Below are 22801 nucleotides of genomic sequence, written 5' to 3'. Positions count from 1 at the left end.
GGATGGATCGTGCTTCATCTGCAGACATTTGGCGATCTGCGGTTGACCGAGACGAATGGCGAGCTGGTTCGCTATCCGATCAAAGGTCTGTTGATGATGGCCCATCTCTATGTCGGGGCGAGCCATGAGCTCAGCCGCTATGAACTGGCACAGTTTCTCTGGAGCGACGTCGAGCCGGAATTGGCGCGGCTCAATCTGCGCAAAATGCTGTCGCGCATCCGCGAAATGGACGGTGGCCGCGCCGAAATAGCCTTCGATTTCACCGCCACGACGGTTCGCCTCAACACGCAGGTGGTTTGCAGCGATCTGGATGTCTTTCGGGCAGGCGGTACGCCGCTGGATCGGCTGCAGGCGATCGCCGAATTGACCCAGCGCGGCTTCATCGGAAATATCAAGCCTGCGACAAAGCCGATCGATGCGTGGATCAGGGCGCAGCGAGACGCCCAGGCGCTGCAATTGCGGCAGGCATTGCTGGAGGCGCTGCCCGAAGTGCAGAAGCCCGGCGCGGCGCGCATCGTTTCGAGCGCCGCCCTGCAAGTCCTCGAGCAGGATCCGAATGACGAGCAGGTGAGGGCGCTGCTGCACCAGATATCCCGCGGCTCATCGTTTTCCGAGAGATCGGCAAATGACGACGGCCATCCAAGGGTGGAGGTGAAGCGCTCCGAGCCTGGCAGCCAGCCGGCCAACATCGAACGCATATCGGCGGCGCCGCTGATCCTGCCTCGTCTGGTGTTGCTTCCCCCGACAGCCAAGCATGCCGATGCCGGACTTGCCCTTGCCAACGCCCTGATCGAAGACGTCACCATAGAATTGTGCGCACTTCGAAACATTTCCATCGTCGCGCCGCATACGGCCGGCCAGATCCGCCGCGACTCCGAGAAGGCTGCGGTGGTCGCACGGCACTCGATCGCCTATCTTCTGGACACTCGACTTTCGGAAGAGGGGTTGTTCGCGCAGCTGATCTATTTTCCTACGGATGAGATTATCTGGGCCAACCGCTTTGCGATGACGCGTGCTACATTGCCGCGCCACAGGCGGGTGATCGCCCAGCAGTTGACCGAGTCGGTGGCCCGAGAGCTGGCTGAAAACGAGGAGGAGCGGTTACGTTTCGAGGCCGATCCCGGGGCCTACCACGCCTACCTCGTCGGTTCGAGCCTGATGAGCAAGCTTACATTGCCGCATATCCGCCGGGCGAGGAAGGCGTTCAAGCAGTCGCTGTCGTATAAGGCGGATTTCTCCGCCTCCTTTACCGGGCTGGCAAGAACCTTCACCAGCGAATGGCTTGTCACGGCGCAGGGAAATGACGAGCTGCTGCATCTGGCGGAACAGCATGCGCTTCGTGCAATCGAGCGGGATCCGGAATCGGCGGCAGGCCATCGTGAGCTTGGCGTCACCAAGCTTTATCTCGGCGATGTCGATGCCAGCGTCGCAGCCCTTCACCTGGCGGAACAGCTCAGCCCGCATTTTGCCGACGTCATCTACAGCCATGCCGACACGCTCGTGCATGCATCCCGGCCCGGTGACGCGCTCGCCAAGATCAGAAAAGCGATGTCGCTCAATCCGATCGCGCCTGACGCCTATCTCTGGTGTGCCGCCGGAGCCAGTTTCTTTCTGGAACAGTATGAGGAAGCCATCGCCTATGTCGAGGCGATGAAAGACAAAGCGCCGGCCCATCGTATTGCCGCGGCCAGTTGCGCAATGATCGGCGATCGGAAACGGGCACTCTTCCATCGGCAACGCGCCGAAAGCATCAACCCGGTGTTCGACGTCGAGAAGTGGCTCGCCATTGTTCCCATGAAGGAACAGTGGCAAAAAGAGCTCTATCGAGAGGGCCTGTTGAGGGCCGGTTTTTAACAATAGCTGAGGGGCATTTACATGACGAAAGTTGTTATCATAGGAATACCGGGCGAGACTGGTCTTTGGCTCGCCGATCTCGACGCGGGCACGGTTACGCCGCTCAATCCGACGGGGGACTTGGCGACTGCGAGCAACCTGCGCAAAGCCGGCGGCATTATAGTGAAGGGCATCGATCTGGCTGTCGCCGTTTCGTCGGCGCAGGTTGCCCTTTCCGGTCACTTCGACGGCTGAGCCGGCATCTGACGGATCAATCGACATATTCCGACAGGATCATATCGCCGCGGGAAACCCTTTCCCGCGTCGAGCCCTTGTTGGCCAGATTCGGCATTACAAGGGTGGCGCGACATACCGGGCTCGACGATATTGGAATCCCCGTCTGGTGCGCATATACCCCGAATTCGCGATCGATCGTCATTGCTCAGGGAAAGGGCCTGACCGATGTCGATGCCAAAGTGTCCACCGTCATGGAAGCCCTGGAACGGGCCGTTGCCGGCGAACCTTTCGTAGATCGGTTCCGCGGCAGCGCGTCCAGCCTGCGGGCGATGGGACACAAGATCGATAGGCTGGACTGCCTGATCGCCATCCATAAACCCGACCTCGGGCCAGACGAGGAGACGGATTGGGTGGCCGGCATCGATATGCTCAGCGGCGGGCAGATTTATATCCCCTTTGAAGCGGTGGTGCTCGACCGTACGCGCGATGCCCGGTACTGGATGTCATCGGACGGCCTGGCCTCGGGAAACAACATCCAGGAAGCGATCTTTCACGGTGTGCTCGAGCGGATCGAGCGGGACGCGCATGTGCTGTGGCAAGTCAGCACGGAAGCGGATCGTTATGCCGGCTGCGTCGATCCCCGCGGTTTCCAGGATGGCGCCCTGGACGGGTTGATCGACAAGATCGACGCGTCGGGATTGGCGCTCAGGCTCTTCGATATCACCAGCGACATCGCCATTCCGTGCTTCACCGCCATGCTTGGTCCGGGGGATTGCGTTTCCCCGCGGCATCGCCACGCCAGCAGGGACATCCGCCTTGTCGAGGTGACGGGCGGCACCGGGGCCCATCCCTCTCCGGTGCGCGCGGCCATTCGGGCGGTGACGGAAGCCGTGCAATCGCGGCTCACCTACATCAGCGGAGCTAGGGACGATATTTCGCCGGCCACCTTTACACGATCCTTGCCGCCGTTGATGCGGCGAGCCTTCGAAGCAGTCCCTGGATTGCCGGGCCCGGCGCCGGAACATCGGCCACGGAATCTCAAGCAGATGCTGCAGCATGTGCTGGAGGCTTTGCGAACAAAAGGGATCGGTTCGATCATAGCCGTACGCCTCAGCGAGGACACGCTTCCCTTCAGCGTCGTGAAGCTCGTTATTCCCGGGCTCGAAAATCCGGAAGGAGAGCGTGCTCGGCGGTTGGGAACAAGGGCGCTGGCGAGGGCGATCGGCTTTTGAAGATCATTTTCGCAGGTCCCAGTCTTCCTGACGCAGCCGCACTTGCCGGCGAGGCGATACGCGTCCTGCCGCCTGCGACGCAGGGGGATGTTCTGACCGCGGCGGACCAGGGTGCCAATGTCATCGGGCTGATCGACGGCGGCTTCGAATATGCCGCGCCGGTCTGGCATAAGGAGATTCTCCGCGCTCTGTCGCTTGGCGTGACAGTGCTGGGGGCGGCCAGTTGGGCGCGCTGCGGGCTGCAGAATGCCATTCGTTCGGCATGATCGGGATCGGCCGCATTTTCGAAGACTACCGCTCGGGCAGGCTGGTCGATGATGCCGCCGTGGCGCTCGTGCACGCGCCGAGCGCGCTCGGCAGCAAACCGTTGACGGTGCCGCTGGTCAATGTCAGCGCCACGCTCGATGCCATGGAAAGGAATGAACTGCTCCCAGGAGGGGTGCGCCGGGAGCTTGAAAATGCCGCGAGCGCGGTTTTCTTCAAGAGGCGAACGTGGCGGGCGATCGTCGAGCAATGCGCCGGCATAGCCGCGCCGGAACGTGCGAAACTATTGACGGCCCTTGTCGCCCATTCCGTCGATCAAAAACGCATCGATGCGCTGGAGTTGTTAAAAGCAGTGCAGGCAGCCGCCGATATTCGGGTGAATGCCGACCTGTCCTGGAAATTGCACGAGACCGCCTTTCCTACACGGCCCGCATTGTGAATCGAAATCGATAATCGTCACCGGGAGTTGTGTCACGCTTTTTTCACGGGCTTGGCCACGCCAGCCCGCGTATTGTTCCTTCAATACGTTGGAGAAATGGGCATGGGCGTGACATCGGCTGCTAACATAAATACAGACCTCAGGACGGAAGAGGGTCTGGAGGAACTGCTCGCTCTGGCGCGAATGATCGCCTATGCGCGACAGGTTGCTCAGGATGTCAAACTGCCATTCGCGACGAATTGCCTCGATCTTGCTCTCGAGGCGGTGAAGCAGGAAGTCGGGGAGGGACTGACCAGGGATCTGGCTGAATTGAGCTCCCCGGTTCCGCAAGTGAGCGTAAAGAGACATTAGTCCAATGCATGTCGCGCGGAAGTGTGCAGCGGTTCCGGGACAACGACATACAGAAAGACAAAGAGCTAAAGCGCGTTGCGTCAATCAATTTGATGCGACGCGCTTTAGCTTTCGGAGCTCACGAAGGACGAGGCCGGCCGCCAACCACAGAAGTTGCGCAAATCGCAGGATATTGACTCATCTCCGAGCAAGGCTACGGTCTTCGCTTCGGGATTGAGAGGGAGCCGCGTGAAATTCAGCTGCTTTGTGCGATGCGGTAAGAACATGTCACGATATCTTGCTGCGATCGCCGCTCTTCTCGCTATGATCCCGCCCGCCAGCCATGCCAGCGAGGCGCGGGGGAAATCGACGCCTCCCGCTGCGAAGGGCTGTGTGGAAGTCAGTGGAACGGCCTTGGCCGGAATGGCGGGAGGCCCGGCCTATTCGGCAGCCGAGCTCAAATGCGGCGCAAAGCTCTTGCTGGTGCTGCAGCGCCAGACCGGCAGGGATGGAAACCTTCCCGTCTGGAGCACGATCGATCAGGTGACGATTGCCAAGCCCAGCCCTCGCCACGAACTTCTGCAGCCAAGCTTTTGATCGTCGAGCCGGTTTCCTCAGGACTCCGTCTTTGCGCTCGGCAGGATGGTGGAACAGCCGGATGGCAACTTTCGATCGGAGAACGTGGTTAAGGCCTGGCGGGTTGACATCAAGCGCGAAAGACTGGCCGCGATACCCGTCCATGGCCTGCTTTGCGCGCTGGACCCGGCCGATTGACCGGGGCGGCAACATCGGCAAAAAAGGCCGCCCTCTCTCCGCGCTCGTCTTGAGGCGCCCGGCAGGAAAGGGCGATCAAGGGCACTGGTGTCTCTGCGGCAATGGATGCGTGTTGCTGGGAGAGGCGCGGCCCCCGCCATCGATCTGTTCAGATATCGATTTGGATCGTGGTTCGGTAAATCCGGGGGTCTTTGGGCTGTCGCTTATTCGAATGGTATTCGAGGCGCAAATAGATGGTCGAAACGAATGGTAAGCGATTTCGTTGACGTTGTCTCCGGGCGGGGAGACGGCGGCGAGTTTGATTTCAGCGCTCGTCTGATGATCGGCCGGGCCGGCCGATCCCTATCTCAATGGGTCAAATTGCGCTTCTGGGCCAGCAGTAAAATGTAATCGTCGGCAATGTCCGCGATGGCCATTGCGACTTCCGCCGGATCGCACCCCTCGACCTTCGTGTTTGCAATGAACTGATAAACCGCCTTCTCGATCTGCTTCCGGCAGATCATCACGCGTTCATCATAACCAAATTCCGGAATCTGCGATGCCATATCACTCATCAGGTCGGCTCCTCACTACTTGCAGTGACCATGACACAAATTATAAGTTGAGCAAGCAAATGCTTTATGAAAGGTTAATTCAATGACGAGGTGCGACCATTTCGACACAGATTTGGTCTGTTAGAGAACATTGCGCCGTGTTGAATTGAGCGAAGTCTTTCGTGCGGACGGATTGACTATTTCCTGTCAGGATTCAGTCGATCGAACGTGGTATTTCTTGCGCTGCTGGTCTTCACTTTGGACGGTCTCGGACCAACTGGCGCGGTTGAAATAGACGGTCGAAGGCGCGCCAATGTCGGTTCTGTCCGCAGCGTGATCACCAATTATAATCCTTTGATTTATTGGGTTATTAAAGCTTGGTTCGGCTTCACGATCGCCATTGTCGACGGGTGAATTGCGCTGCCCATTCTGCGATGGCGGCCGATGCCGGGGATTGTTGGGTCTCGTTGCAGCGGCTTCTCCCGGAGTGTTGTCCGGCCGCGGCGCTGCGGCGAAGGCAAGGCGGGAAAGAAGCTGATTATTTTTCATGTTTTCGACAGCAATGTAAGCCAATGCCGTGGAGGAATTTATTAAATAACGTTAATCGGGAAATACGATTAAATTAAAATTTTATCAAAAGGTAAAAATATATATTTCAGACAAAGGTTGTATATAAGTGTAGATTTTGAGATATTAAGTTATTTATGGTTAATGACGGCAAGAAGTGTTTGCTGTTCTCAATAAAGATGAGCTTTATATATCTCTATATAGTGTCAATATCATCCTTATGACAGCGGCTTGCTGTCGGCAATTTCGTCGCGAAGCGGAAACATTCGGCGGCACCGCGAGGCCGGTCCTTGCTTGCCGATCATCCGGGTCGTCTCCGAAGACCCATCGCATATCGTCGTCGGCGCGGGAGTGATGCAGCGATCATGACCGTTGCTCTGCCGTCAAACGAAGTCGAGGACCCGCCGGGGTGGATGACGGGTCCTCTCGTAAGACTTCTTGCACTGTGCGAAGCTAACATTGCAGTTTAGCTTGATATTGTCGCAGCTTATTATTGGTTGACCTCGGTTTCCCACAGTTTTTTCATTTCCGCTTCGACCAACATTTGTCGCGGTGTTCGATCTGTACTGAAAAAGCAAGAATAGTTGCCAACGGAGCGGAGGTGCCGGCCTTTACAACCGGCTATCTCTTCGAGATCGCAGCGCAATCTCCGCCACAACGGTCGATCTCCGACAAGCGCCGGAACAAGGCCTTCGTCCGGAAACGAGACCATCCGCCAACCAGCGGCATAACAGGATCTATTTCCTCGAATTTCTTGAAATCAGGCTGCTTTTGCCGCTTGGGCGGCCGGGCTTTGGACAGCACCCTGTTTGCGGCTCTCGTCGCTTTTGAAAAGATCAGCTTAATGATGACGCTGGCAGCAAGCATTGGGCTATGACGATAGACGTGCTTGAGCGAGGTCGCGGCGCTGTGCCAATCTTTCAAAGCCGCAAATTTAGAGAATGCATAAAGGTGGGCCGAGGCGCGGGCGCAGCTGACGACGAAAGCGGGAAGCTGCGGATTGCGGGCGACGCATCGCTCATAGACGGCCAGAAGCGATTGCGCCATTCGGGATCTGTCGGCAGACATGGCCGCGGCGTGAACGCGGTAGCCCACCAGGCCGAGTGGCACCGCCTCGATCTTGAAATGCTCGGCGGTGCGGAGTTCGAAATCGAAGTCTTCGCATCCGCCGATTCCCTGATTGGCATAGCTCGGATCGTAGCCGCCGATCTTGTCTATGACGGCGCGGCGCACCATGAAGCCGCTGCCATTGCCGACAAAGCGGAAGACGAGATGGCGCATGAGAATGGATTCCCGGGCGCTGAGCGACGAGCCGGACCGCGTGCAATATCCCTCGGAATCGACGAAACGGTGCAGGGCATAGACCGCACCCCAGGCCTCGGGCAGCGGATGGAGCGCCGACAGCATTCTTTCGACATAGGTCGGATGCCAGAGATCGTCCGCATCCAGGAAGGCAAGATAGCCGGCCTTCGATGCTACGATTCCGGTATTGCGCGCCGCGGCGACGCCGTGGTTTTCCGTCGACAGAAGCTGGATCCTCGGATCGGTGGCGGCGAAGCGGCGGCAAATGGAGGCGGTCTCGTCGGTCGAGCCGTCGTCGATGACAATGATCTCCAGCGCCTTGTGGGTCTGATCGATGACGGATTGCAGCGTCTGGGCAATGTAGTCCCCGGCATTGAAAGCGGGGATCACGACCGCCACTAAAATTTCTGCCGTGGTCGACATCTCCATCGCGGTCACCCGAGCTTCGATGCGAGTGTTGGCGGGCGAAGATCGATCTGGTTCTTCATCATCCTGGCGACCGCAGGGCGATGGCTGACGACGATCAGCGTTCGGCCGGCATCTTCCTTGATTGCCGAAAACACCCGCATCTCGGTATTTTCATCAAGCGCGCTGGTGGCCTCGTCCAGGAGCAGGATCTGCGGCCGGCCGGCCAGCGCGCGCGCCAGGCCGATGCGCTGGCGCTGTCCGCCTGAAAGCCGCACCGCCTCGTCGCCCAGCCATTCGTCGAAGCCTTCCGGCAGATTTTCGATGAATTCCGTGGCGCAGGCGACATCGGCGGCCCACCTGACGTCCTCATCGGAGATATCGCGGCGGAAGCGGATGTTGTCGAAGACCGTGCCTTCCATCAGTTCGACATCCTGGCCCGAGACCGAGAGCAGGTGCAGCCAACTCGCGCGGTCGACATCGGCCAGGTCTCTGCCGTCGATCGTGATCCTGCCTCGCGTCGGCCGGGTAAGATCGAGGATCATATTCAGGATTGTCGTTTTGCCGGAGCCGCTCGGCCCGGTCAGAGCCGTCGTTTCGCCTGCCTTGATGGAGAAGTTGAGGTTTTGAACGGCCGGCGCGTTCGCCTGCTCATAGGTGAAAGAGACATCGTGAAAGACGATGGCTTCCGACAGGCGGGGGACCGGTGCCCCTTGCGCGGCCTGCTTGGCGTCGTCCTTTTCGGAAAGCAGCGCCAGCACGTTCTGCAGCGACGCTTCCATCTCGTAAAGGCGCAGGATCTGGGAGTCGAATCCCTTGATATGCGGCTGAAGCCTGTAAAGAAGGATGGTGGCCGAAAGCGCTGCCTTGAAATCCACCGGCAGGAATTCCGAGAACAGGATGATCGTCAGGATGACGCCGAAGGTCAGGATTTCGCTTAGCAGGGAGGTCACCGCTCCCATCCAGTCCGAGTGGCGCCAGGTCCGGCCGACTTCGCTGGAAAGTGTCGCGAAGAGCTGCTGGTGGCGCTGTTCGAGGCCGAAGCTTTTGACCGCCTTCAAGGTCTGCAGCGTGGTCCAGCTCAGCTGCGTCAAGGCTTCGACGGCGGCCAGCGCCGAAGCGCCGAGGCGTCGATAGGCGCCGGCAAAGAACCCCAAGGCGAAGTTATGGATGAAGCCGAAGGCTAGCCCAAGCAAGGCGATCGGCCAGGCCATGACAAGCATGCCGATTCCGAAGATGACGATCGTGCCGAAATTGACACCCAGACGCACCAGGCTCGCATGTGCCGAGGATACCGCATAGGCTTCGGTGGCGATTACATTGATCAGATCGCTGCGCTCATAGTGCTGAAAGCGCTGGAACGGGATGGTCAGGATCTTGGCGTAGAGACGGTCGCGCATGCGATCGCTGATCTTGTGGTTGATCGCGCTTGTGATCAGCGAATTGACGAATCCGAGAAGAATGCGCAGCAGAATGGAGGCGATAAGGATGCCGATCAGCACGGGTTTGGAAAGACTGAGATCGACGCCGCCGAAAAACGCCGGAAGCCCGGCAGCGGCGGAGCCGGAAGCTGCGCCCTGCTGGCCGAGAACAAAGACGAGGCTCACCAGAAAGGTGATGCCGACCATCTCCGAAAATCCGGTGAGAATGCCGAGGATGATCATTACCGTCATCTTCAGCCGCAGCGCCGGCACGAGCTGCAGAAGCTCGCGGTAGCGGGCCGCGATGACCATGTTGTAGGCGCCGCCCGGCCGGGAGGCGGATGTCCGGAACCTATTCATTGTCGGCCATCCGCGACGATATCGCGCTGAGCACGCCGCCCAAACGGCATGAAACGATCGCTGAACCGCGTGCCGGCCTCAGGAACGGCGGCACCCGCAAAGTGGGTTTTCGATCGGGCCGAAGGCTTTCGCAGGATCTGTCTTGCAATGCGCAGGCCGTGGCGTTTCGCCAGACGAAAGCTCTGCCGCAGGCCATGGACGATCAGCTGCGGGCCATATTGCATCATCATCGGCGCCAGCTTCTTGATCTGGAGATAGTCGCGGTTCGCAAGGGCCTTGTTGAAATACCAGTGCGTCGTGTTGAATTTGGCGGTCTCGATATCGCGCCTCAGATGCGGGTAGCGCTCGATGATCGGCGCCATCACCAGGGCGTGGGATTTCAGCATTCGATAGGCGTTGCTCGACATGTTTCCCCGGGTGAAGCGATAACCGGTGAGGAAATCGGGAACCAGCGCAAAGGGCAGGCGCTCGGCCAAGGCGAGATATAGCTTCAGATCCTCGCAGCCCTCGGCGCCGCTGTCGCGCAGCCCGGCGTCGTAGCCGCCGCAGCCCAGAACCTCGGCGCGCGGCATCAGCGGCGTGCTGCCATTGCCGATGAAGTTTTCCCGCAGCAGCGGTTCGAAGATGTTACCTTCATGCAGGACCGGGCGTGAATGACCGAAAATGACGCCGTCTTCGTCGATCGCCGCATACCAGTTGTAGGCGACGCCGTGGCCGCCGGGAAATTTTTGCAGCGACTGCAGCTGCCGTTCGATCTTCTCGGGATGCCATACGTCGTCGGCATCGATAGGCGCCACATAGGCGCCCCGCGCCTCGCCGATGCCGTGGTTGCGGGCGCGGGCAACGCCGCCATTGGCCTGCCGGAGAACCCGGACACGGCGATCGGTGAGGCTATAGTCGCTCGCAAGCGCGAAGGTGCCGTCCCGCGATCCGTCGTCGACCACAAGAATTTCGAGTTTGCCGTAGGATTGGTTCGAGACGCTTTGCAAGGTTTCGAGAAGCGTCTTTTCGGCGTTGTAGGCCGGAATGACGACGGTGATCAGAGGGGTCGCTGCGGTGGTGATGATTGTCATCCGATAATGGCTCCGGGCAGGCCCATCAGTGCGGGGAAGGCTTCAAGCGGTCGGTCGCCGCGGACTTCGAGGCGCGGCAGGCCGAAGACATTGTCGGAAAAGCCGGCTGTTGCGGCGCGTGTGGTGAGGCCCATCGTGTAACCGGCAAGGGAAAGAATGCCCGGCACCCTGAAGTCGGTGGCGCCGTAAGGCAGCGCGATCGAGGCCACGGGGCCGCCCAGCCGGCTTTCCAGCGCATGGCGCGACCGCAGTGCTTCGGCGAGCAAGGCATCGTTTTCCATCGCGCTCGCCGGCGTGTGCGAGGCGAGATGGGAGCCGAAGCTGATGCCTTTCTCTTGCAGTTCCTGAATATCCGGCCACGCCATCAGCGGCGCCGACTCGCCGTGGGCACAGTCCCAGTCCGAGCGGCCGCCGACTTTATCGGTGACGACGAAGACGTCGGCGCTGAAATCATTCTCGGCCAGGATCGGGAAGGCGTTGGTGCGGAAATCGAGATAGGCGTCGTCGAAGGTCAGCATGACCGGCCGGCCCTGGATCGGCTTGCCGCTGCGCCAAAGATTGACAAGCGTCGGCGCTGTCACGGCGTAATAGCCGTGCCGGCGCAGGAATTGCATCTGCTTGCGGAACATTTCCGGCGGCGTGCGGAAGCGCCGCAGCGCGGCCGGGCCGTCCTCGGCGATGCGGTGATACATCAGGATGGGGATGGAGGTCGTCACCTCGGTTGCCCATGCGGCCTCGCGCGCGACGCCCGCCGGTCCTGAGATGATGTGCTTTGACACATCGACTTCCATCGGCGTTCCGTGCGGCTCGAGCCGCAGGATGGGATCGGCCGCGGCCGCCTTGCGGAAGCGGTGGATGGCATAAAGCTCAGTGTCGATCGTCTCTTCGAGGGCAAGCCCGGCCTGTTCGGCCAGAACCCGTTTGATCGTCCCGACCCCGAAGGGATGGCCCCAATCGAAGCCGGTTCGTCCGGGCTCGTCCTGGCGCAGATGCGCATGGGCGGTGATCAGACAGCCCCCCGGCTTCAGCGCTGCCGCCATCTTGCGGCAGACACCGGCAAGCATTTCCTCATCCTTCATGTAATAAAGCACTTCCGAGCAGAGGATGAGATCCTGATCGGGTGGAAGCTCTTGTCCGACGAAGTCGAGAACCCGGAGCTCGACATTGGAGAGATCGCGGCAGCGCATTGCCGCCCTGTCGACCGCCCGCTGCGAAATATCCGTGGCCGTCACCCGGCCGACTGCGCGCGCCAGCTTCTCGGTGAAGATCCCCTCGGCGCAGGCAAGTTCCAGGGCCGATTCGGTCCCCTGCGGGATCAGGCTCAATGTCTGCGCATATTTGACCTGCTCGTAGACCGACAGGTAATTCCACGGATCCGGGCGTTCGAAAATCTGCTCCCAATAGTCTTCTGGCGACTGAGCCTGGGGAGGCCGCTCTTCCTTCGCCGGGGCCGCGGCCGCAGCACGTCGCGCCGGCGGCAGGTCGCCTTCGAGATCGCGCAGGATATTGGACAGGCGGGCGTCATTATCCTGTCCGTCGCCCGGCGCCCGGGCCAGGACGGCATTGCGGCCGGTCCGCGCCAGCAGCCGTTCGAGCCGCCCGCGCCGCCGGCCGCTGCGGATGATGAGGCCGCCGAAGGCTCGGTAGCCGCGCAGCGCCTCCCTTGTCCAGGCGGCGGCATAAGCAAGGGCGGGCTGCCGCTCGAGATGTTCTCCGGCTTGCATCTCCTGCAGGATCAGCCGGATCTGCGCCCGGATCGACAGATCGCCCCAGAGCGGCCCGACGAAGGTGCCGACGTGCTCGTCGCCGGAAAAGCCGTGCATGATCAGCGTATCGGCCTGTTCGGCCCTGGCGACCCTGGAAAGCGCGCCGAGTTCGACGCTCACCACCTGGATCGTGCCGAGCGTGAAGGATCGCCGCAGGTTGCCGGCGGATAACTGCCAGGCGGCGGCTTCGAGGATCTTGCGGCCGGTGCCGGGCAGGGAATGCCGCTGGATCAGTTGGACGAGCAGACGGAAAGTCGGCCACCATTGCTCGGGCGCATCGATGAGATCGTCTGCCCGGTCGGGCAGGAGGCCGGTCTGCAGGCCGTGCAGGATCACGCCGGCAAAAAAGCTTTCATAGCCTGCGGCATCCGGGATGTCCGGCAGCAGTGCGGCAAGGGCTGCTATGTCCAGGCTCGGATCATGCTTGGCCGCGACGACCCAGACGAGCATGCGCAATCGGCTGACGGCCGGCGTGATCCAGCCGCTCTCCGGACCCTCGGCGGGCAAGCCGTGCTGCAGGCGCAGCGCCTCGGCCTTCATCGTCACGCAAATGGCGTCACGCACCAATTTCACCGGATCGCCGGAAAGCGAGCCCGGTTTCATGCGATAGAAGGCCAGGCAGGCGTCGACACGGCGAAATTCTGCGCCTGCAAAGGCCATGCGCAGCCAGAGATCCCATTCCTCGCAGGTCTGCAGGCGCTCATCCATGCCGCCGAGCCGCTCGAAGAGGCTTTTGGAAAAGACCACCGTATGAATGGCGAGCGCACAGAAGGACGAGAATTCGCGCCTGGCGGCATCGCCGGCGAGCGCCGGCGCCTGTTCCACCGGCATCAGCCGGCCGTCCGGGGCGACCCGGCGGTAGGAGCAATAGGCAATGGCGGGTAGCGATCTATCCTCCGCCAGCGGCAGCATGGTTTCGATGAAGGCCGGATCCAGCCAGTCGTCGGCATCGAGCATGCAGAGCAGGGGGGCTGCGGCCAGGCGGGCGGCATGGTTTCTGGCCGCCGCGGCGCCGGCATTGGCCTGGCGGGCGGCGACAATGCGGCTGTCGGCTGCGGCAATTACCTCGAGCAGCTCCCAGGTGCGATCGCTCGAACCGTCGTCGACCACCACCGCCTGCCAGTTCGATTTCGTCTGCCGCTGCAGGCTGGCCAGCGCTTCGGCAAGCGTGTCCTCGGCGTTATAAGCAGGAATGAGGAAGGAAATTTCGGGCGCCACAACTGTCACCATGTGCGCATCTTCCAGCGGCGCAGGACGTAGAGCGCGCCGCTGACGCTGCCGAGCATCTCCTGCTTCAGGAAGAAATCATGCGAGGTGGCACCCTTGCGCAGGCGTTTGCGCAACCTGCCGGCGAAGTATTTCGGGAAGGAGATGAGGATGCGCCGAAGGTTGCCGCCGTTGCCGGTGTTCTGATACTGCACCAGCAGCGCGGCGATATGGCCGCTCATATATTGCCGGATCTGCCTGGCCAGCCCCTGCATATCCTTACGATGAAAGTGCCAGGAAACCGCGGTCGGCTCGTAGCGGCAGACATGGCCGTGATGCAGCAGCCGGTTCCAATATTCGGAGTCGCCCGAACAGCCGGCCGCCCCCATATCGAGGCGGACGTCGAACAGGCCGATCTCGTCGAACACATTGCGGCGGAAAGCCTGGCTCGCGCCGGCGCCGATCGTCCAGACCGGCGCGCCGTATCGCCTGTGACTGTCGTAGAAATCCCGGCCGAAATCCTGCCTGATGTAACCGCGGCCGAAACCCCAGTGTTTTTCGAAGATGAACTGCGCCGGCGTTGCGAGTTCTCCGGGCAGGATCAGCCCGGTGACGCAGCCGATTTCCGGCCGGTCGAACGCCTTCATCAGGTTCTCCAGCCATCGCTGGTGGAGAACGACGTCGTCATCGGTAAAGGCGACGAATTCGGTTTTCGCCGCGCGGATGGCGGCATTGCGGGCAAAATCCAGCCCGACCCGGTCTTCGCGCACATAGGTGGCGCCTGCTTCTTCAACCACCCGGCGGGTCGCGTCGCCTGAAGAGGCATTGTCGACCACGATGATCTCGGCCGGCGTCAGCGACTGCTCGGGGATCGAGGCGAGGCACCGGCGCAGCTCTTCCGGCCGGTCCTTGGTGCAGATCAGAATGCTGACGTCGCGATTTTGAAGAGCCGTCTGCGCGACCTGACGCGCATGCGCGAGCGTATCCGGCCGCACGACACGCCCGGCAAGCTCGGCCGCGGCCTCGGGCCTGTCGACATAGGCCTGTCCGACGGGCAGGCCGTCGGCGAGAAAAACCACGAGCCCGGCCGAGATCGGCGCCGCGTCGGCATCCGGCTGATGCGAGGCGAGATCGAGATAGTGAATCGGTACGGGAAAATTGACAGTCGCCAGATCGGACGGAATGATTTCCTGCATCGTTACTCTCTCAACGCATCACGAGCACAGGCCGGCGCAAAGCCGCGCCCGGAATGCGGGAAGGGGCTTGAAATCCGGGTGGCTATTACGCCGCCCCCACTTTTATCTTTTCTCTGAACCAGTCGAGCGTCATCGCCACGCCCTGTTCGTAGCTGACCTTGCAGGACCACTCGGGCATGACGGCGTAGGCTCTCGTCAGGTCCGGCCGCCTGTTGGTGGGATCCTGCGGCGGCGATGGCTCGAAGACGATCGGCACGCCGCCGACCAGCTTGGAAACATATTTCGCGACTTCGAGAACGGTAATCTCGCGGTCGTTGCCGATATTCAGCGGCCCCTTGTAGTCGGTTTCGTTGATCCAGAAATAACGGGCGAAACCGTCGACGATGTCATCGACATAGCCCCAGCTGCGCGACTGCTTGCCGTCGCCGAACACGGTGATCGGGCGGCCCGAAAGCGCCTGGGTGACGAAGTTGGAGACGGCGCGGCCGTCGTCGGGCCGGGTGCGGGGACCATAAATATTGAAGGGGCGGATGACCTTGACGTTCAGCCCCTTGGTGCGCTGCATCTCGAACAGCAGCGCTTCCGTGCATCTCTTGCTCTCGTCATAGGACGAGCGCGGCCCGGTACAGTCGACCTGACCCTTGTAGGATTCCGGCTGCGGCGACACCAGAGGGTCTCCGTAGATTTCCGAGGAGGAGGTGTAACCGAAACGCCCGCCCTTCTTCAAAAGGTCGAGAAGCCGGAAGGCGCCGAGCAGGTTGGCCGAAATCGTCCGCTTCGGTTCCTTCATGTACCAGGGCGGCGAGGCCGGGGAGGCGAGATGGTAGATCTCGTCGAATTTCTCCGAGGTCTGCAGCGTCTCGACGTCCGATTTCACGAAGTGAAAGCGGGGATCCCTGATGTGCGAAATATTCTCGAAAAGTCCTGTCCAGAGATTATCAACAACGACGAGCTTCTGAACGTCATTTCGAAGCAAAAGCCGATCGCATAGATGCGAACCGATGAACCCTGCTCCGCCAGATATCAATACGTTTTTCACTGGATTGGGCCTCTTGACTTAAGAAAAGGTGAGTATTCATTAGCATCACCTTCAAGAACTGGCAATTACCTCGAAGAATTCTAAAAAATACTCGCCTATTAATCTTAATTGCTAACTACCATTACCCTGGGTAGTATTATCCCTGTTGGGAGACAGGGCAGCGACCCTGGGTATATACGTGTTGCCGCCCCTCGATTTTCGCAGTGTATTTGGCGAGATTATGGCCCTGTTGCACCGCAGCATATCTTCACGGCAAATCTCTATCACACCGTCGAAGGCGCGCATCGGGCTAAAGTCCGACCCTCAATCGGATAGCGGATCGGGTTCGAATGGACGCAGGATCCGGTAGCCAACCTGCTCCCGCGTCCGTGACGCTGTTTTCGGTCAATCGGCCGCAAGCGCCGTCAATACCCGATAGGCCGCGGCAACCCGGTCCTCATTGGGATAGTTTTTGTTGGCCAGGATGACGATACCGAGCCGCTCGCTGGGGATGAAGGCGACATAGGCGCCGAAGCCGTTGGTCGAGCCGGTCTTGTTGATCCAGACATCGCCACGCGGTTTCATCGGCGGTTGCAACGCAGCGACAGGGATGGTCTTCAGCATCGCCGCCGAATTGCCCTCAACCAGGCTCTGCAGGGTGGCGGGATAGGCATATTGCTCCCAGATCAGATCCTGGGTCATCGCCCCGACACTGAAATAGCCGGTGTGGGTCTTGTCGATCGCCTGCTGCAGTTTCCCGTCGAGCTTGGCCAGGCCCATATTGGCGCCGACGAAGCGGATCATGTCGCCGGCGGTCGACCGTACGCCATACGCCTCGACGGACAGCAGCCCCGGCGTCAGCCGGGCCGGCTCGCCGCTGCGCTTATAGCCCTGGGCGTAATCGCCCTGCCGCGACTTCGGCACTGTCAGATAGGTGCTGGTCAGGCCGAGCGTGGGAAACAGCCTGCTCTCCATCAGATCGGCGAAATCGCCACGCATGGCTTTGGCGGTGATGGAGCCGAGCATGCCGATGCTCGGATTGGCATAGCTGCGCTGGGTTCCCGCCGGGTAGGAGGGGCGCCAGGCGGCCAGAAACTCCATCAGCTCGCCTTCGCTTTTGATCTCGTCGGGCACCTGCAGCGGAAAACCGCCGGCCGTATGGGTGGCGAGATCGATCAGGGCGATATCGCCGAACGGTCTTCCCTGCATGGCGGGAAGATGTTTGGCCACCGGGTCGGACAAAGAGAGGTCTCCCGTCGCTTCGGCGTAGGAGGCGAGCGTCGCGGTGAAGGTCTTGCTGATCGAGCCGAGTTCGAAGAGCGTGGTCGGCGCCACCGGTCTATCCGTCTCCTTCGATTCGACGCCATAGGTGAAGACGAGATCCTGGCCATCGACGGTGATGCCGACGGCCACTCCAGGGATGGCGTATTTTTCCATGATCGGCTTGATCGCCGCATCCGCGATCGCTCTCACATCAGCCTCGTCGGCGGCAAAGCCGCCTCCGCAGCCGCATACCGAGATCACAGCGGCCGAGCAAATTTTTATGCCAAGGTTTCTCACAGTCATCCTCCAAATCGCCAGGGGGTCGCATGCGAGCGCAAACGCGCCCGAATAGGCGTCTAGCGGCGCTGTTTTCCAACGACAAACGATGATATCTCGCAGCAGCTGCAAGAATTTCTAGGGCTTGATAGACAATCCAATGGTTCGCCCATTCCTCCCGCTGAACGGCCTCAGGGCCTTCGAAGCCTCGGCACGGCATCTGAGCTTCACCCGCGCCGCAATCGAGCTCTGCGTCACCCAGGCGGCCGTCAGCCAGCAGGTCAAGGGCTTGGAGAAGCGGTTGGGCGTGGCGCTGTTCCAGCGCCTGCCCCGCGGCTTGAAGATCACCGCGGAGGGCGAAGCGCTGCTGCCGACGGTGACCGCCTCCTTCGACCAGATGGCGACGACGCTCGACCGGATCGAGGCCGGCCAGGTGCGCGAACTCTTGTTCCTCGGCGTCGTCGGCACCTTCGCCGTCGGCTGGTTGCTGCCGCGGCTTGCGGATTTCCAGCGCCGGCATCCCTTCATCGATGTTCGGGTTTCGACCAACAACAACCGCGTCGATCCCGCCGCCGAAGGGCTCGATTTTGCCATCCGCTTCGGCAGCGGCTCGTGGCACGGCACCGAGGCGCAGCGCCTGTTCGAGGCGCCGCTCTCGGCGCTCTGCATCCCCAAACTGGCAGAGGATCTGCGGTCGCCGGCAGACCTTGCCGGCGCAACTTTGCTGCGCAGCTACCGCACGGATGAATGGAGCACCTGGTTTGCCGCCGCCGGCGTGCCGCCGGCCGCCCAGGTCAATGCCGGCATCGTCTTCGATTCCTCGGTCGGCATGATGGAGGCCGCGCTCCAGGGGCTTGGCGTGGCGCTGGCGCCGCCAACGATGTTTTCACGACACCTCTGCTCGGGTGCGATCGTGCAGCCTTTCGCCACCGCAATCTCGCTCGGCAGCTACTGGCTGACGCGCCTGCAGTCACGGCCGGTCACGTCAGCCATGCGCGCCTTTTCCGATTGGATCTTTGCGCAAGCGTGATGTCCGGGGTGCCCGTGCAGAGCTCGCCGCAGCCCCGCATCCGCCTGCCGGCACCTTCTCCCGTAAACGGGGCGAAGGGGATATGCCGCGCCCTCTTGGTTCCCACCCACTCCGCGCAGGGCACGTCCCCTCTCCCCGTCAGAACGGGGAGAGGGTTAGGGTGAGGGCAGCGGTTGACGCTAACCGGCATCATTTCTGAATGCAGGTGTCGACCGTGTCCTTGGTGCATTCGTCAAGCCCGGTGAAAACAGGATCCTCGACCGGCTTTCCGGCGATCAGGTCCATCATCACCGTCGGCGCCTTGTAGCCCATTTCGAACGGCCGCTGGCCGACCAGGGCGGTCACCAGGCCCTCCTTGGCGATCGCCACTTCCTCGCCGATCGTGTCGGCGGCGCCGATGACGAACTCGTTCTTGGCGATCTTGTCAGCCATCGGCTTGAACAGGTCGCGATAGGGCTGCGGGGCGCCGAATAGCGGCCAGCCGCCCATGATGCCGAAAGCGTCGAGATCGGGATTGGCGGCGAGGATGTCGGTCATCGCCTGCACGCCCTTGGCGCCGTCGTCATTGGTGAAGACCGGGCAGCCGGCCACCTCAGTCCAGCCGCCTTCGCCCTTCAGGGCGGCGAGCCCCTTCTGGCCGCTCAGCGTATCGCGCATGCCCTGAGCGCGCCGCAGGATGTTGTCGGCGCCGGGATTGCCCTGGATGGTGCAGATCTTGCCGCCGTTCGGCTTGGCCTTCTTGATATATTCGCCGATCCGCGCCCCCATCAGGTAATTGTCGGTGCCGAGATAGGTCTTGCGCAGAGCCGAATCTTCCGCCGCAAGATCGGCATCGAGCGTCATCACAGGCACGCTCGGATTGGCCGTCTTCAGCGTCTGGGCGATCAGCTTGGCGTTGGAGGGCGAGATGGCGATGGCCGCCGTATCGGCCTTGCCGAGCATATCCTGAACGATCTGCGCCTCGCCGGCCTCGTCCGAGGTCGATGCCGGGCCGGTATAGAAGCATTCATATTCGGCCGAGGCGTTTTCCTTGTTCCACTTCTGGCAACCCTGGTTGATCGCCTCGAAGAACGGGTTGTCGAGGCCCTTGACGACGATGACGAGTTGCTTCTTGGCGGCCATGGCCTGCCCGGCCGTGAGCGCCAGGACTGCAGCAGCAGCCAGCAATAATGCCTTCCTCATAACTTCCTCCCTTTTGAAAAGACGGGCACATCGCCCGCCCTGTTATCAACCGGGATACCAGACGATCCGAGGCTCCTCCCTTGAACGCCGGTATTCCCAGGCTGAATCGATGAGCTTTTCCAAATCGTAGACGGGGCGCCAGTCCAGCAGGAACTTCGCCTTGCTGTTGTCCATCCAGTTCGAGTGAAATTCACTGGCGATGTCGACGGATCCGAGCCCGCGCGTGCGGGCGAGATAGGCGGCCACTTCGCCGTAATCGACCGGCGGATCCATCGCGATATTGAAGAGCTCTCCCCGGGCGCGCGGATTGTCGAGCGCCGCCAGGATCGCCGAGACGAGATCGTCGACATGGACGAAATTGCGCTTCAGCGGCCGCCCGTCGGCATCGCGCAGCAGCGGCACCGTGCCTTCGCGGGCATAGCGTTCGGCATCGGCCGGCGGCACCAGCCTCTTCCAGTCGGGCCCGCCGAAAACGTCGTCGCCGAAGGAGAGCGTATATTTGAAATCGTCTTTCTCCATGATCCAGGGCGCGCGCAAGCAGCAGCTGTTGATGCCGTATTGGATGGCGAACTGCTCGAGCATCACCTCTTCGAGCACCTTGGAGAGCGCGTAGCAGCCGGGATAAGCGCGATGCGCCGTCTTTTCGGTCACCGGCCCGTCATGGCGGTAGAAGAAATGGCCGATGCCGGCATCGCCGCCGATCAGGATGAACTGCTGCGCCGTCGGGCTGGAGCGGAAGGCCTCGAGTAGCCAGAACAGCCCCTTGACCGTCACGTCGATCACCTCGTCCGGCGTTTCCTTGCAGGTGGCAAGATGCAGCACATGGGTGACGCCCTCCATCGCCGCCGCCACGACAGCGCTGTCGGCGATCGAGCCCTTGACCACAGACAAACGGTCGGTCTCTTCGAGCGCGCGATTGTGACAAAGCGCGCGGATCTGTGCTTTGGAAAATCTCGGCTCGTCAAGCAGCCCAGTTATGAAGCGCCGCCCGACCTTGCCCGTAGCCCCGGTGACAAGGATCAGCATGCTCTCTCTCCCAGCAACAGCTAATATCCACCCGTTTCCGGCGTCAATCAGTATTTGCGCGGCGAAGTAGATTTTTGCAGCGGCGGGCCGTTCACACGGACAATTGATTGACGGCTCTCCAAGCATTTGCGTAAATGAACATAATCGCTCTGCCGGGGAGGAGATCGGCAAAGCGGGATCGCAGGCGCCAGGCGGGCAACCGCGGTGATGGCGAGCCTGCAGCTTGCGGGGAGGATGGTCGGCTGGCAGCGGTTCTCGAACTCACCAATATCTCGAAACATTTCGGCGCCATCCAGGCGGTCAACGACGTGTCGTTTGCGCTCGAAGCCGGCCAGGTCGTCGGCCTGATGGGCGATAACGGCGCCGGAAAAAGCACGCTAGTCAAGATGATCGCCGGCAATTTCCGCCCGAGCGAAGGCACGATGCGCCTCGAGGGCAAGGAGATCGTCATGCACCGCCCGGTCGAGGCGCGCCAGCACGGCATCGAGATCGTCCATCAGGATCTGGCGCTCTGCAACAATCTGACGGCGGCCGCCAACGTGTTCCTCGGGCGCGAGCTCCGGCGCGGCATCGGCCCCCTGAAGGTCCTCGATTACAAGACGATGTACCGCCGCGCCGGCGAGATCTTCAAGGAGCTGAAATCGGAAACCCGCCCGCGCGATCTCGTCAAGCAGATGTCGGGCGGCCAGCGGCAGGCGGTGGCGATCGCCCGCACCATGCTGTCGGAGGCGAAGATCGTGCTGATGGACGAGCCGACCGCGGCCATTTCGGTGCGCCAGGTGGCCGAAGTCCTCAACCTGATCCGCGAGCTGCGCGGCCGCGGCATCGCTGTCGTCCTCATCAGCCACCGCATGCCCGACGTTTTCACCGTCGCCGACCGGGTGATCGTCATGCGCCGCGGCCGCAAGGTCGCCGACAAAGCGATCGCGGCAAGTTCGCCGGAGGAAGTGACGGGACTTATAACAGGCGCCATCGAACAAGTCTGATCGGCGCGGCTTGGTTCACGGCAGAAAAGAAGGTCAACGATGGCAGTCACCCTCGACCAGACAATTGCACAGAGAGAGCGAAGCCGGCTGTCGGAGTTCGTCGGCAGTCAGACCTTCTGGGTGCTGATCGCCGTCATTCTCGCCTGCCTCTTCCTCTCGGTGGCCACCGATTCCTTCGCGACGGCGAAGAACCTCTACAATATCACCCGTAATGTCACCTTCGTCGCCATCATCGCGCTCGGCATGACGCTCGTCATCATCACCGGCGGCATCGATCTGTCGGTCGGCTCCGTCCTCTGCCTCTGCAGCATGGTGCTGGCGGTCACCATGCATGCCGGCTACGGCATCGAGATCGGCATCGCGGCGGCGATCGGCACGGCGCTTCTCGTCGGCGCCTTCAACGGCGTGATGATCGCCTATCTTGATTTTCCGCCTTTCGTGGTGACGCTCGGCATGCTGTCGGTGGCGCGCAGCCTCGCCATGGTCGCCTCCAACAACACCGTCGTCTTCCAGTTCGGCCCCGACCACGACAAGCTCTTGGCGCTCGGCGGCGGCGCCTGGTTTCTCGGCATCGCCAACCCGGTCCTCTATATGGTCATCCTGGCGCTCTTGACCGGCTTCGTGCTGCGCTGGACGCGCTTCGGCCGCTATGTCTTCGCCATCGGCGGCAATGAGCATGCCGCCACACTCACCGGCGTGCCCGTGCGCAGCATCAAGGTCGCCGTCTATATGATCTCGGCGCTTTCGGCCGGCATTGCCGGCATCGTCCAGACCGGCTGGCTCGGCGCCGTCACTACCAATATCGGCGCCGGCATGGAGCTGCAGGTCATCGCCGCCGCCGTCATCGGCGGCGCCAATTTGGCCGGCGGCATCGGTACCGCCTTCGGCGCGCTGGTGGGCGCCGCGCTGATCGAGGTGATCCGCAACAGCCTCGGCCTGCTCGGCATCAACGCCTTCTGGCAGGGCACGTTTATCGGCGGGGCGATCGTGCTGGCGGTGCTGTTCGACCGGATCCGCAATTTCAGGCAGAGCGAGTAGGCGCATCTCGACAAGCCTTTGCCCGTCCGGCGGCGAACAGGGAC

Annotated in this window: 18 protein-coding genes and 2 pseudogenes; 10 read left to right on the top strand and 10 right to left on the bottom strand. The window is 61.5% G+C overall.

The genetic code is table 11. The features are described from left to right. The first annotated feature begins 9 nt into the window (after positions 1 to 9). The 6 genes and pseudogenes from N2597_RS15180 (at position 10) to N2597_RS15155 (ending at position 4932) form a co-directional block, all read left to right on the top strand. Entirely contained in the window at positions 10 to 1854 is a 1845-nt protein-coding gene (locus N2597_RS15180) for an AfsR/SARP family transcriptional regulator (protein WP_183598378.1), read from the top strand. Between the two features lie 21 nt (positions 1855 to 1875). Next, positions 1876 to 2088, top strand: coding sequence for a hypothetical protein (locus tag N2597_RS15175; protein ID WP_096762256.1), 213 nt, complete (start codon positions 1876 to 1878; stop codon positions 2086 to 2088). A gap of 41 nt (positions 2089 to 2129) precedes the next feature. Continuing rightward, positions 2130 to 3302, top strand: a complete 1173-nt coding sequence (locus N2597_RS15170) for a YcaO-like family protein (RefSeq protein WP_096762366.1) — start codon at positions 2130 to 2132, stop codon at positions 3300 to 3302. Then, a pseudogene (locus tag N2597_RS15165) lies at positions 3299 to 4005 on the top strand (TfuA-like protein). The gene N2597_RS15170 and the pseudogene N2597_RS15165 overlap by 4 nt, the downstream one beginning before the upstream one ends. 102 nt (positions 4006 to 4107) lie before the next feature. Further along, complete coding sequence (locus N2597_RS15160) at positions 4108 to 4356, top strand: hypothetical protein (RefSeq protein ID WP_077989924.1); 249 nt, start codon at positions 4108 to 4110, stop codon at positions 4354 to 4356. A gap of 264 nt (positions 4357 to 4620) precedes the next feature. Beyond that, complete coding sequence (locus tag N2597_RS15155; protein ID WP_225881414.1) at positions 4621 to 4932, top strand: hypothetical protein; 312 nt, start codon at positions 4621 to 4623, stop codon at positions 4930 to 4932. A gap of 524 nt (positions 4933 to 5456) precedes the next feature. On the opposite strand, the gene N2597_RS15150 is transcribed toward N2597_RS15155, so the two are convergent. Further along, a complete protein-coding gene (locus tag N2597_RS15150) occupies positions 5457 to 5663 on the bottom strand; it encodes a hypothetical protein (protein WP_004676311.1) in 207 nt (68 codons plus the stop codon). Positions 5664 to 5870: 207 nt separating this feature from the next. Here N2597_RS15150 and N2597_RS15145 point away from each other — a divergent pair, with 207 nt between their 5' ends. Continuing rightward, on the top strand, positions 5871 to 6056 hold the full coding sequence (locus tag N2597_RS15145; protein ID WP_179363795.1) for a hypothetical protein: 186 nt from the start codon (positions 5871 to 5873) through the stop codon (positions 6054 to 6056). Between the two features lie 774 nt (positions 6057 to 6830). Here the strand turns inward: N2597_RS15145 and N2597_RS15140 are convergent. From N2597_RS15140 to ampC, 7 genes and pseudogenes are all read right to left on the bottom strand, one after another. Further along, the gene (locus tag N2597_RS15140; RefSeq protein ID WP_406549665.1) at positions 6831 to 7949 is read right to left on the bottom strand and encodes a glycosyltransferase family 2 protein; all 1119 of its coding nucleotides are present in this window, start codon (positions 7947 to 7949) and stop codon (positions 6831 to 6833) included. Beyond that, positions 7946 to 9697 carry an ABC transporter ATP-binding protein gene (locus N2597_RS15135; RefSeq protein WP_096762258.1) on the bottom strand — a complete coding sequence of 584 codons (1752 nt, stop codon included), beginning with the start codon at positions 9695 to 9697 and terminating at the stop codon, positions 7946 to 7948. Before N2597_RS15135 ends, N2597_RS15140 begins: the two co-directional genes overlap by 4 nt. Further along, positions 9690 to 10770: pseudogene (locus N2597_RS15130) on the bottom strand (glycosyltransferase family 2 protein). Before N2597_RS15130 ends, N2597_RS15135 begins: the two are co-directional and overlap by 8 nt. After that, entirely contained in the window at positions 10767 to 13766 is a 3000-nt protein-coding gene (locus N2597_RS15125) for a trifunctional glycosyltransferase/class I SAM-dependent methyltransferase/polysaccharide deacetylase (RefSeq protein ID WP_183598374.1), read from the bottom strand. Before N2597_RS15125 ends, N2597_RS15130 begins: the two are co-directional and overlap by 4 nt. After that, complete coding sequence (locus N2597_RS15120; protein WP_077989927.1) at positions 13760 to 14938, bottom strand: glycosyltransferase family 2 protein; 1179 nt, start codon at positions 14936 to 14938, stop codon at positions 13760 to 13762. Before N2597_RS15120 ends, N2597_RS15125 begins: the two co-directional genes overlap by 7 nt. An 85-nt stretch (positions 14939 to 15023) precedes the next feature. Further along, on the bottom strand, positions 15024 to 15977 hold the full coding sequence (locus N2597_RS15115) for an NAD-dependent epimerase/dehydratase family protein (protein ID WP_038690677.1): 954 nt from the start codon (positions 15975 to 15977) through the stop codon (positions 15024 to 15026). 384 nt (positions 15978 to 16361) lie between these two features. Continuing rightward, positions 16362 to 17522, bottom strand: a complete 1161-nt coding sequence (gene ampC, locus N2597_RS15110; RefSeq protein WP_183598372.1) for a class C beta-lactamase — start codon at positions 17520 to 17522, stop codon at positions 16362 to 16364. Between the two features lie 133 nt (positions 17523 to 17655). On the opposite strand from ampC, the gene N2597_RS15105 reads away from it, so the two are divergent. Next, the gene (locus N2597_RS15105) at positions 17656 to 18525 is read left to right on the top strand and encodes a LysR family transcriptional regulator (RefSeq protein ID WP_096762261.1); all 870 of its coding nucleotides are present in this window, start codon (positions 17656 to 17658) and stop codon (positions 18523 to 18525) included. A gap of 189 nt (positions 18526 to 18714) precedes the next feature. Here the strand turns inward: N2597_RS15105 and N2597_RS15100 are convergent, their stop codons facing one another. Then, positions 18715 to 19707 carry a sugar-binding protein gene (locus tag N2597_RS15100; protein ID WP_038690672.1) on the bottom strand — a complete coding sequence of 331 codons (993 nt, stop codon included), beginning with the start codon at positions 19705 to 19707 and terminating at the stop codon, positions 18715 to 18717. A 45-nt stretch (positions 19708 to 19752) separates the two neighbouring features. After that, positions 19753 to 20733 carry an NAD-dependent epimerase/dehydratase family protein gene (locus N2597_RS15095; protein WP_183598370.1) on the bottom strand — a complete coding sequence of 327 codons (981 nt, stop codon included), beginning with the start codon at positions 20731 to 20733 and terminating at the stop codon, positions 19753 to 19755. Positions 20734 to 20867: 134 nt separating this feature from the next. Between N2597_RS15095 and N2597_RS15090 the strand changes: the two genes are divergently transcribed. Together N2597_RS15090 and N2597_RS15085 are read left to right on the top strand one after the other, a co-directional pair. Beyond that, on the top strand, positions 20868 to 21719 hold the full coding sequence (locus N2597_RS15090) for an ATP-binding cassette domain-containing protein (RefSeq protein WP_225881415.1): 852 nt from the start codon (positions 20868 to 20870) through the stop codon (positions 21717 to 21719). Between the two features lie 39 nt (positions 21720 to 21758). Further along, on the top strand, positions 21759 to 22757 hold the full coding sequence (locus tag N2597_RS15085) for an ABC transporter permease (RefSeq protein ID WP_010049335.1): 999 nt from the start codon (positions 21759 to 21761) through the stop codon (positions 22755 to 22757). Positions 22758 to 22801: the final 44 nt, after the last annotated feature.

The organism is Rhizobium sophoriradicis (genome assembly GCF_025200795.1).
In the GTDB taxonomy this organism is placed as follows: Bacteria; Pseudomonadota; Alphaproteobacteria; order Rhizobiales; family Rhizobiaceae; genus Rhizobium; species Rhizobium sophoriradicis.
This window is presented reverse-complemented; position numbering and strand designations above follow the sequence as displayed.

Excerpts from the sequence above, each read along its gene's own strand:
- N2597_RS15175 (WP_096762256.1), top strand. The coding sequence starts at position 1,876 with ATGACGAAAGTTGTTATCATAGGAATACCGGGCGAGACTGGTCTTTGG.
- N2597_RS15160 (WP_077989924.1), top strand. The coding sequence starts at position 4,108 with ATGGGCGTGACATCGGCTGCTAACATAAATACAGACCTCAGGACGGAA.
- N2597_RS15155 (WP_225881414.1), top strand. The coding sequence starts at position 4,621 with ATGTCACGATATCTTGCTGCGATCGCCGCTCTTCTCGCTATGATCCCG.
- N2597_RS15150 (WP_004676311.1), bottom strand. The coding sequence starts at position 5,663 with ATGAGTGATATGGCATCGCAGATTCCGGAATTTGGTTATGATGAACGC.
- N2597_RS15135 (WP_096762258.1), bottom strand. The coding sequence starts at position 9,697 with ATGAATAGGTTCCGGACATCCGCCTCCCGGCCGGGCGGCGCCTACAAC.
- N2597_RS15125 (WP_183598374.1), bottom strand. The coding sequence starts at position 13,766 with ATGGTGACAGTTGTGGCGCCCGAAATTTCCTTCCTCATTCCTGCTTAT.
- N2597_RS15120 (WP_077989927.1), bottom strand. The coding sequence starts at position 14,938 with ATGCAGGAAATCATTCCGTCCGATCTGGCGACTGTCAATTTTCCCGTA.
- ampC (WP_183598372.1), bottom strand. The coding sequence starts at position 17,522 with ATGACTGTGAGAAACCTTGGCATAAAAATTTGCTCGGCCGCTGTGATC.
- N2597_RS15105 (WP_096762261.1), top strand. The coding sequence starts at position 17,656 with ATGGTTCGCCCATTCCTCCCGCTGAACGGCCTCAGGGCCTTCGAAGCC.
- N2597_RS15100 (WP_038690672.1), bottom strand. The coding sequence starts at position 19,707 with ATGAGGAAGGCATTATTGCTGGCTGCTGCTGCAGTCCTGGCGCTCACG.
- N2597_RS15095 (WP_183598370.1), bottom strand. The coding sequence starts at position 20,733 with ATGCTGATCCTTGTCACCGGGGCTACGGGCAAGGTCGGGCGGCGCTTC.
- N2597_RS15090 (WP_225881415.1), top strand. The coding sequence starts at position 20,868 with ATGAACATAATCGCTCTGCCGGGGAGGAGATCGGCAAAGCGGGATCGC.
- N2597_RS15085 (WP_010049335.1), top strand. The coding sequence starts at position 21,759 with ATGGCAGTCACCCTCGACCAGACAATTGCACAGAGAGAGCGAAGCCGG.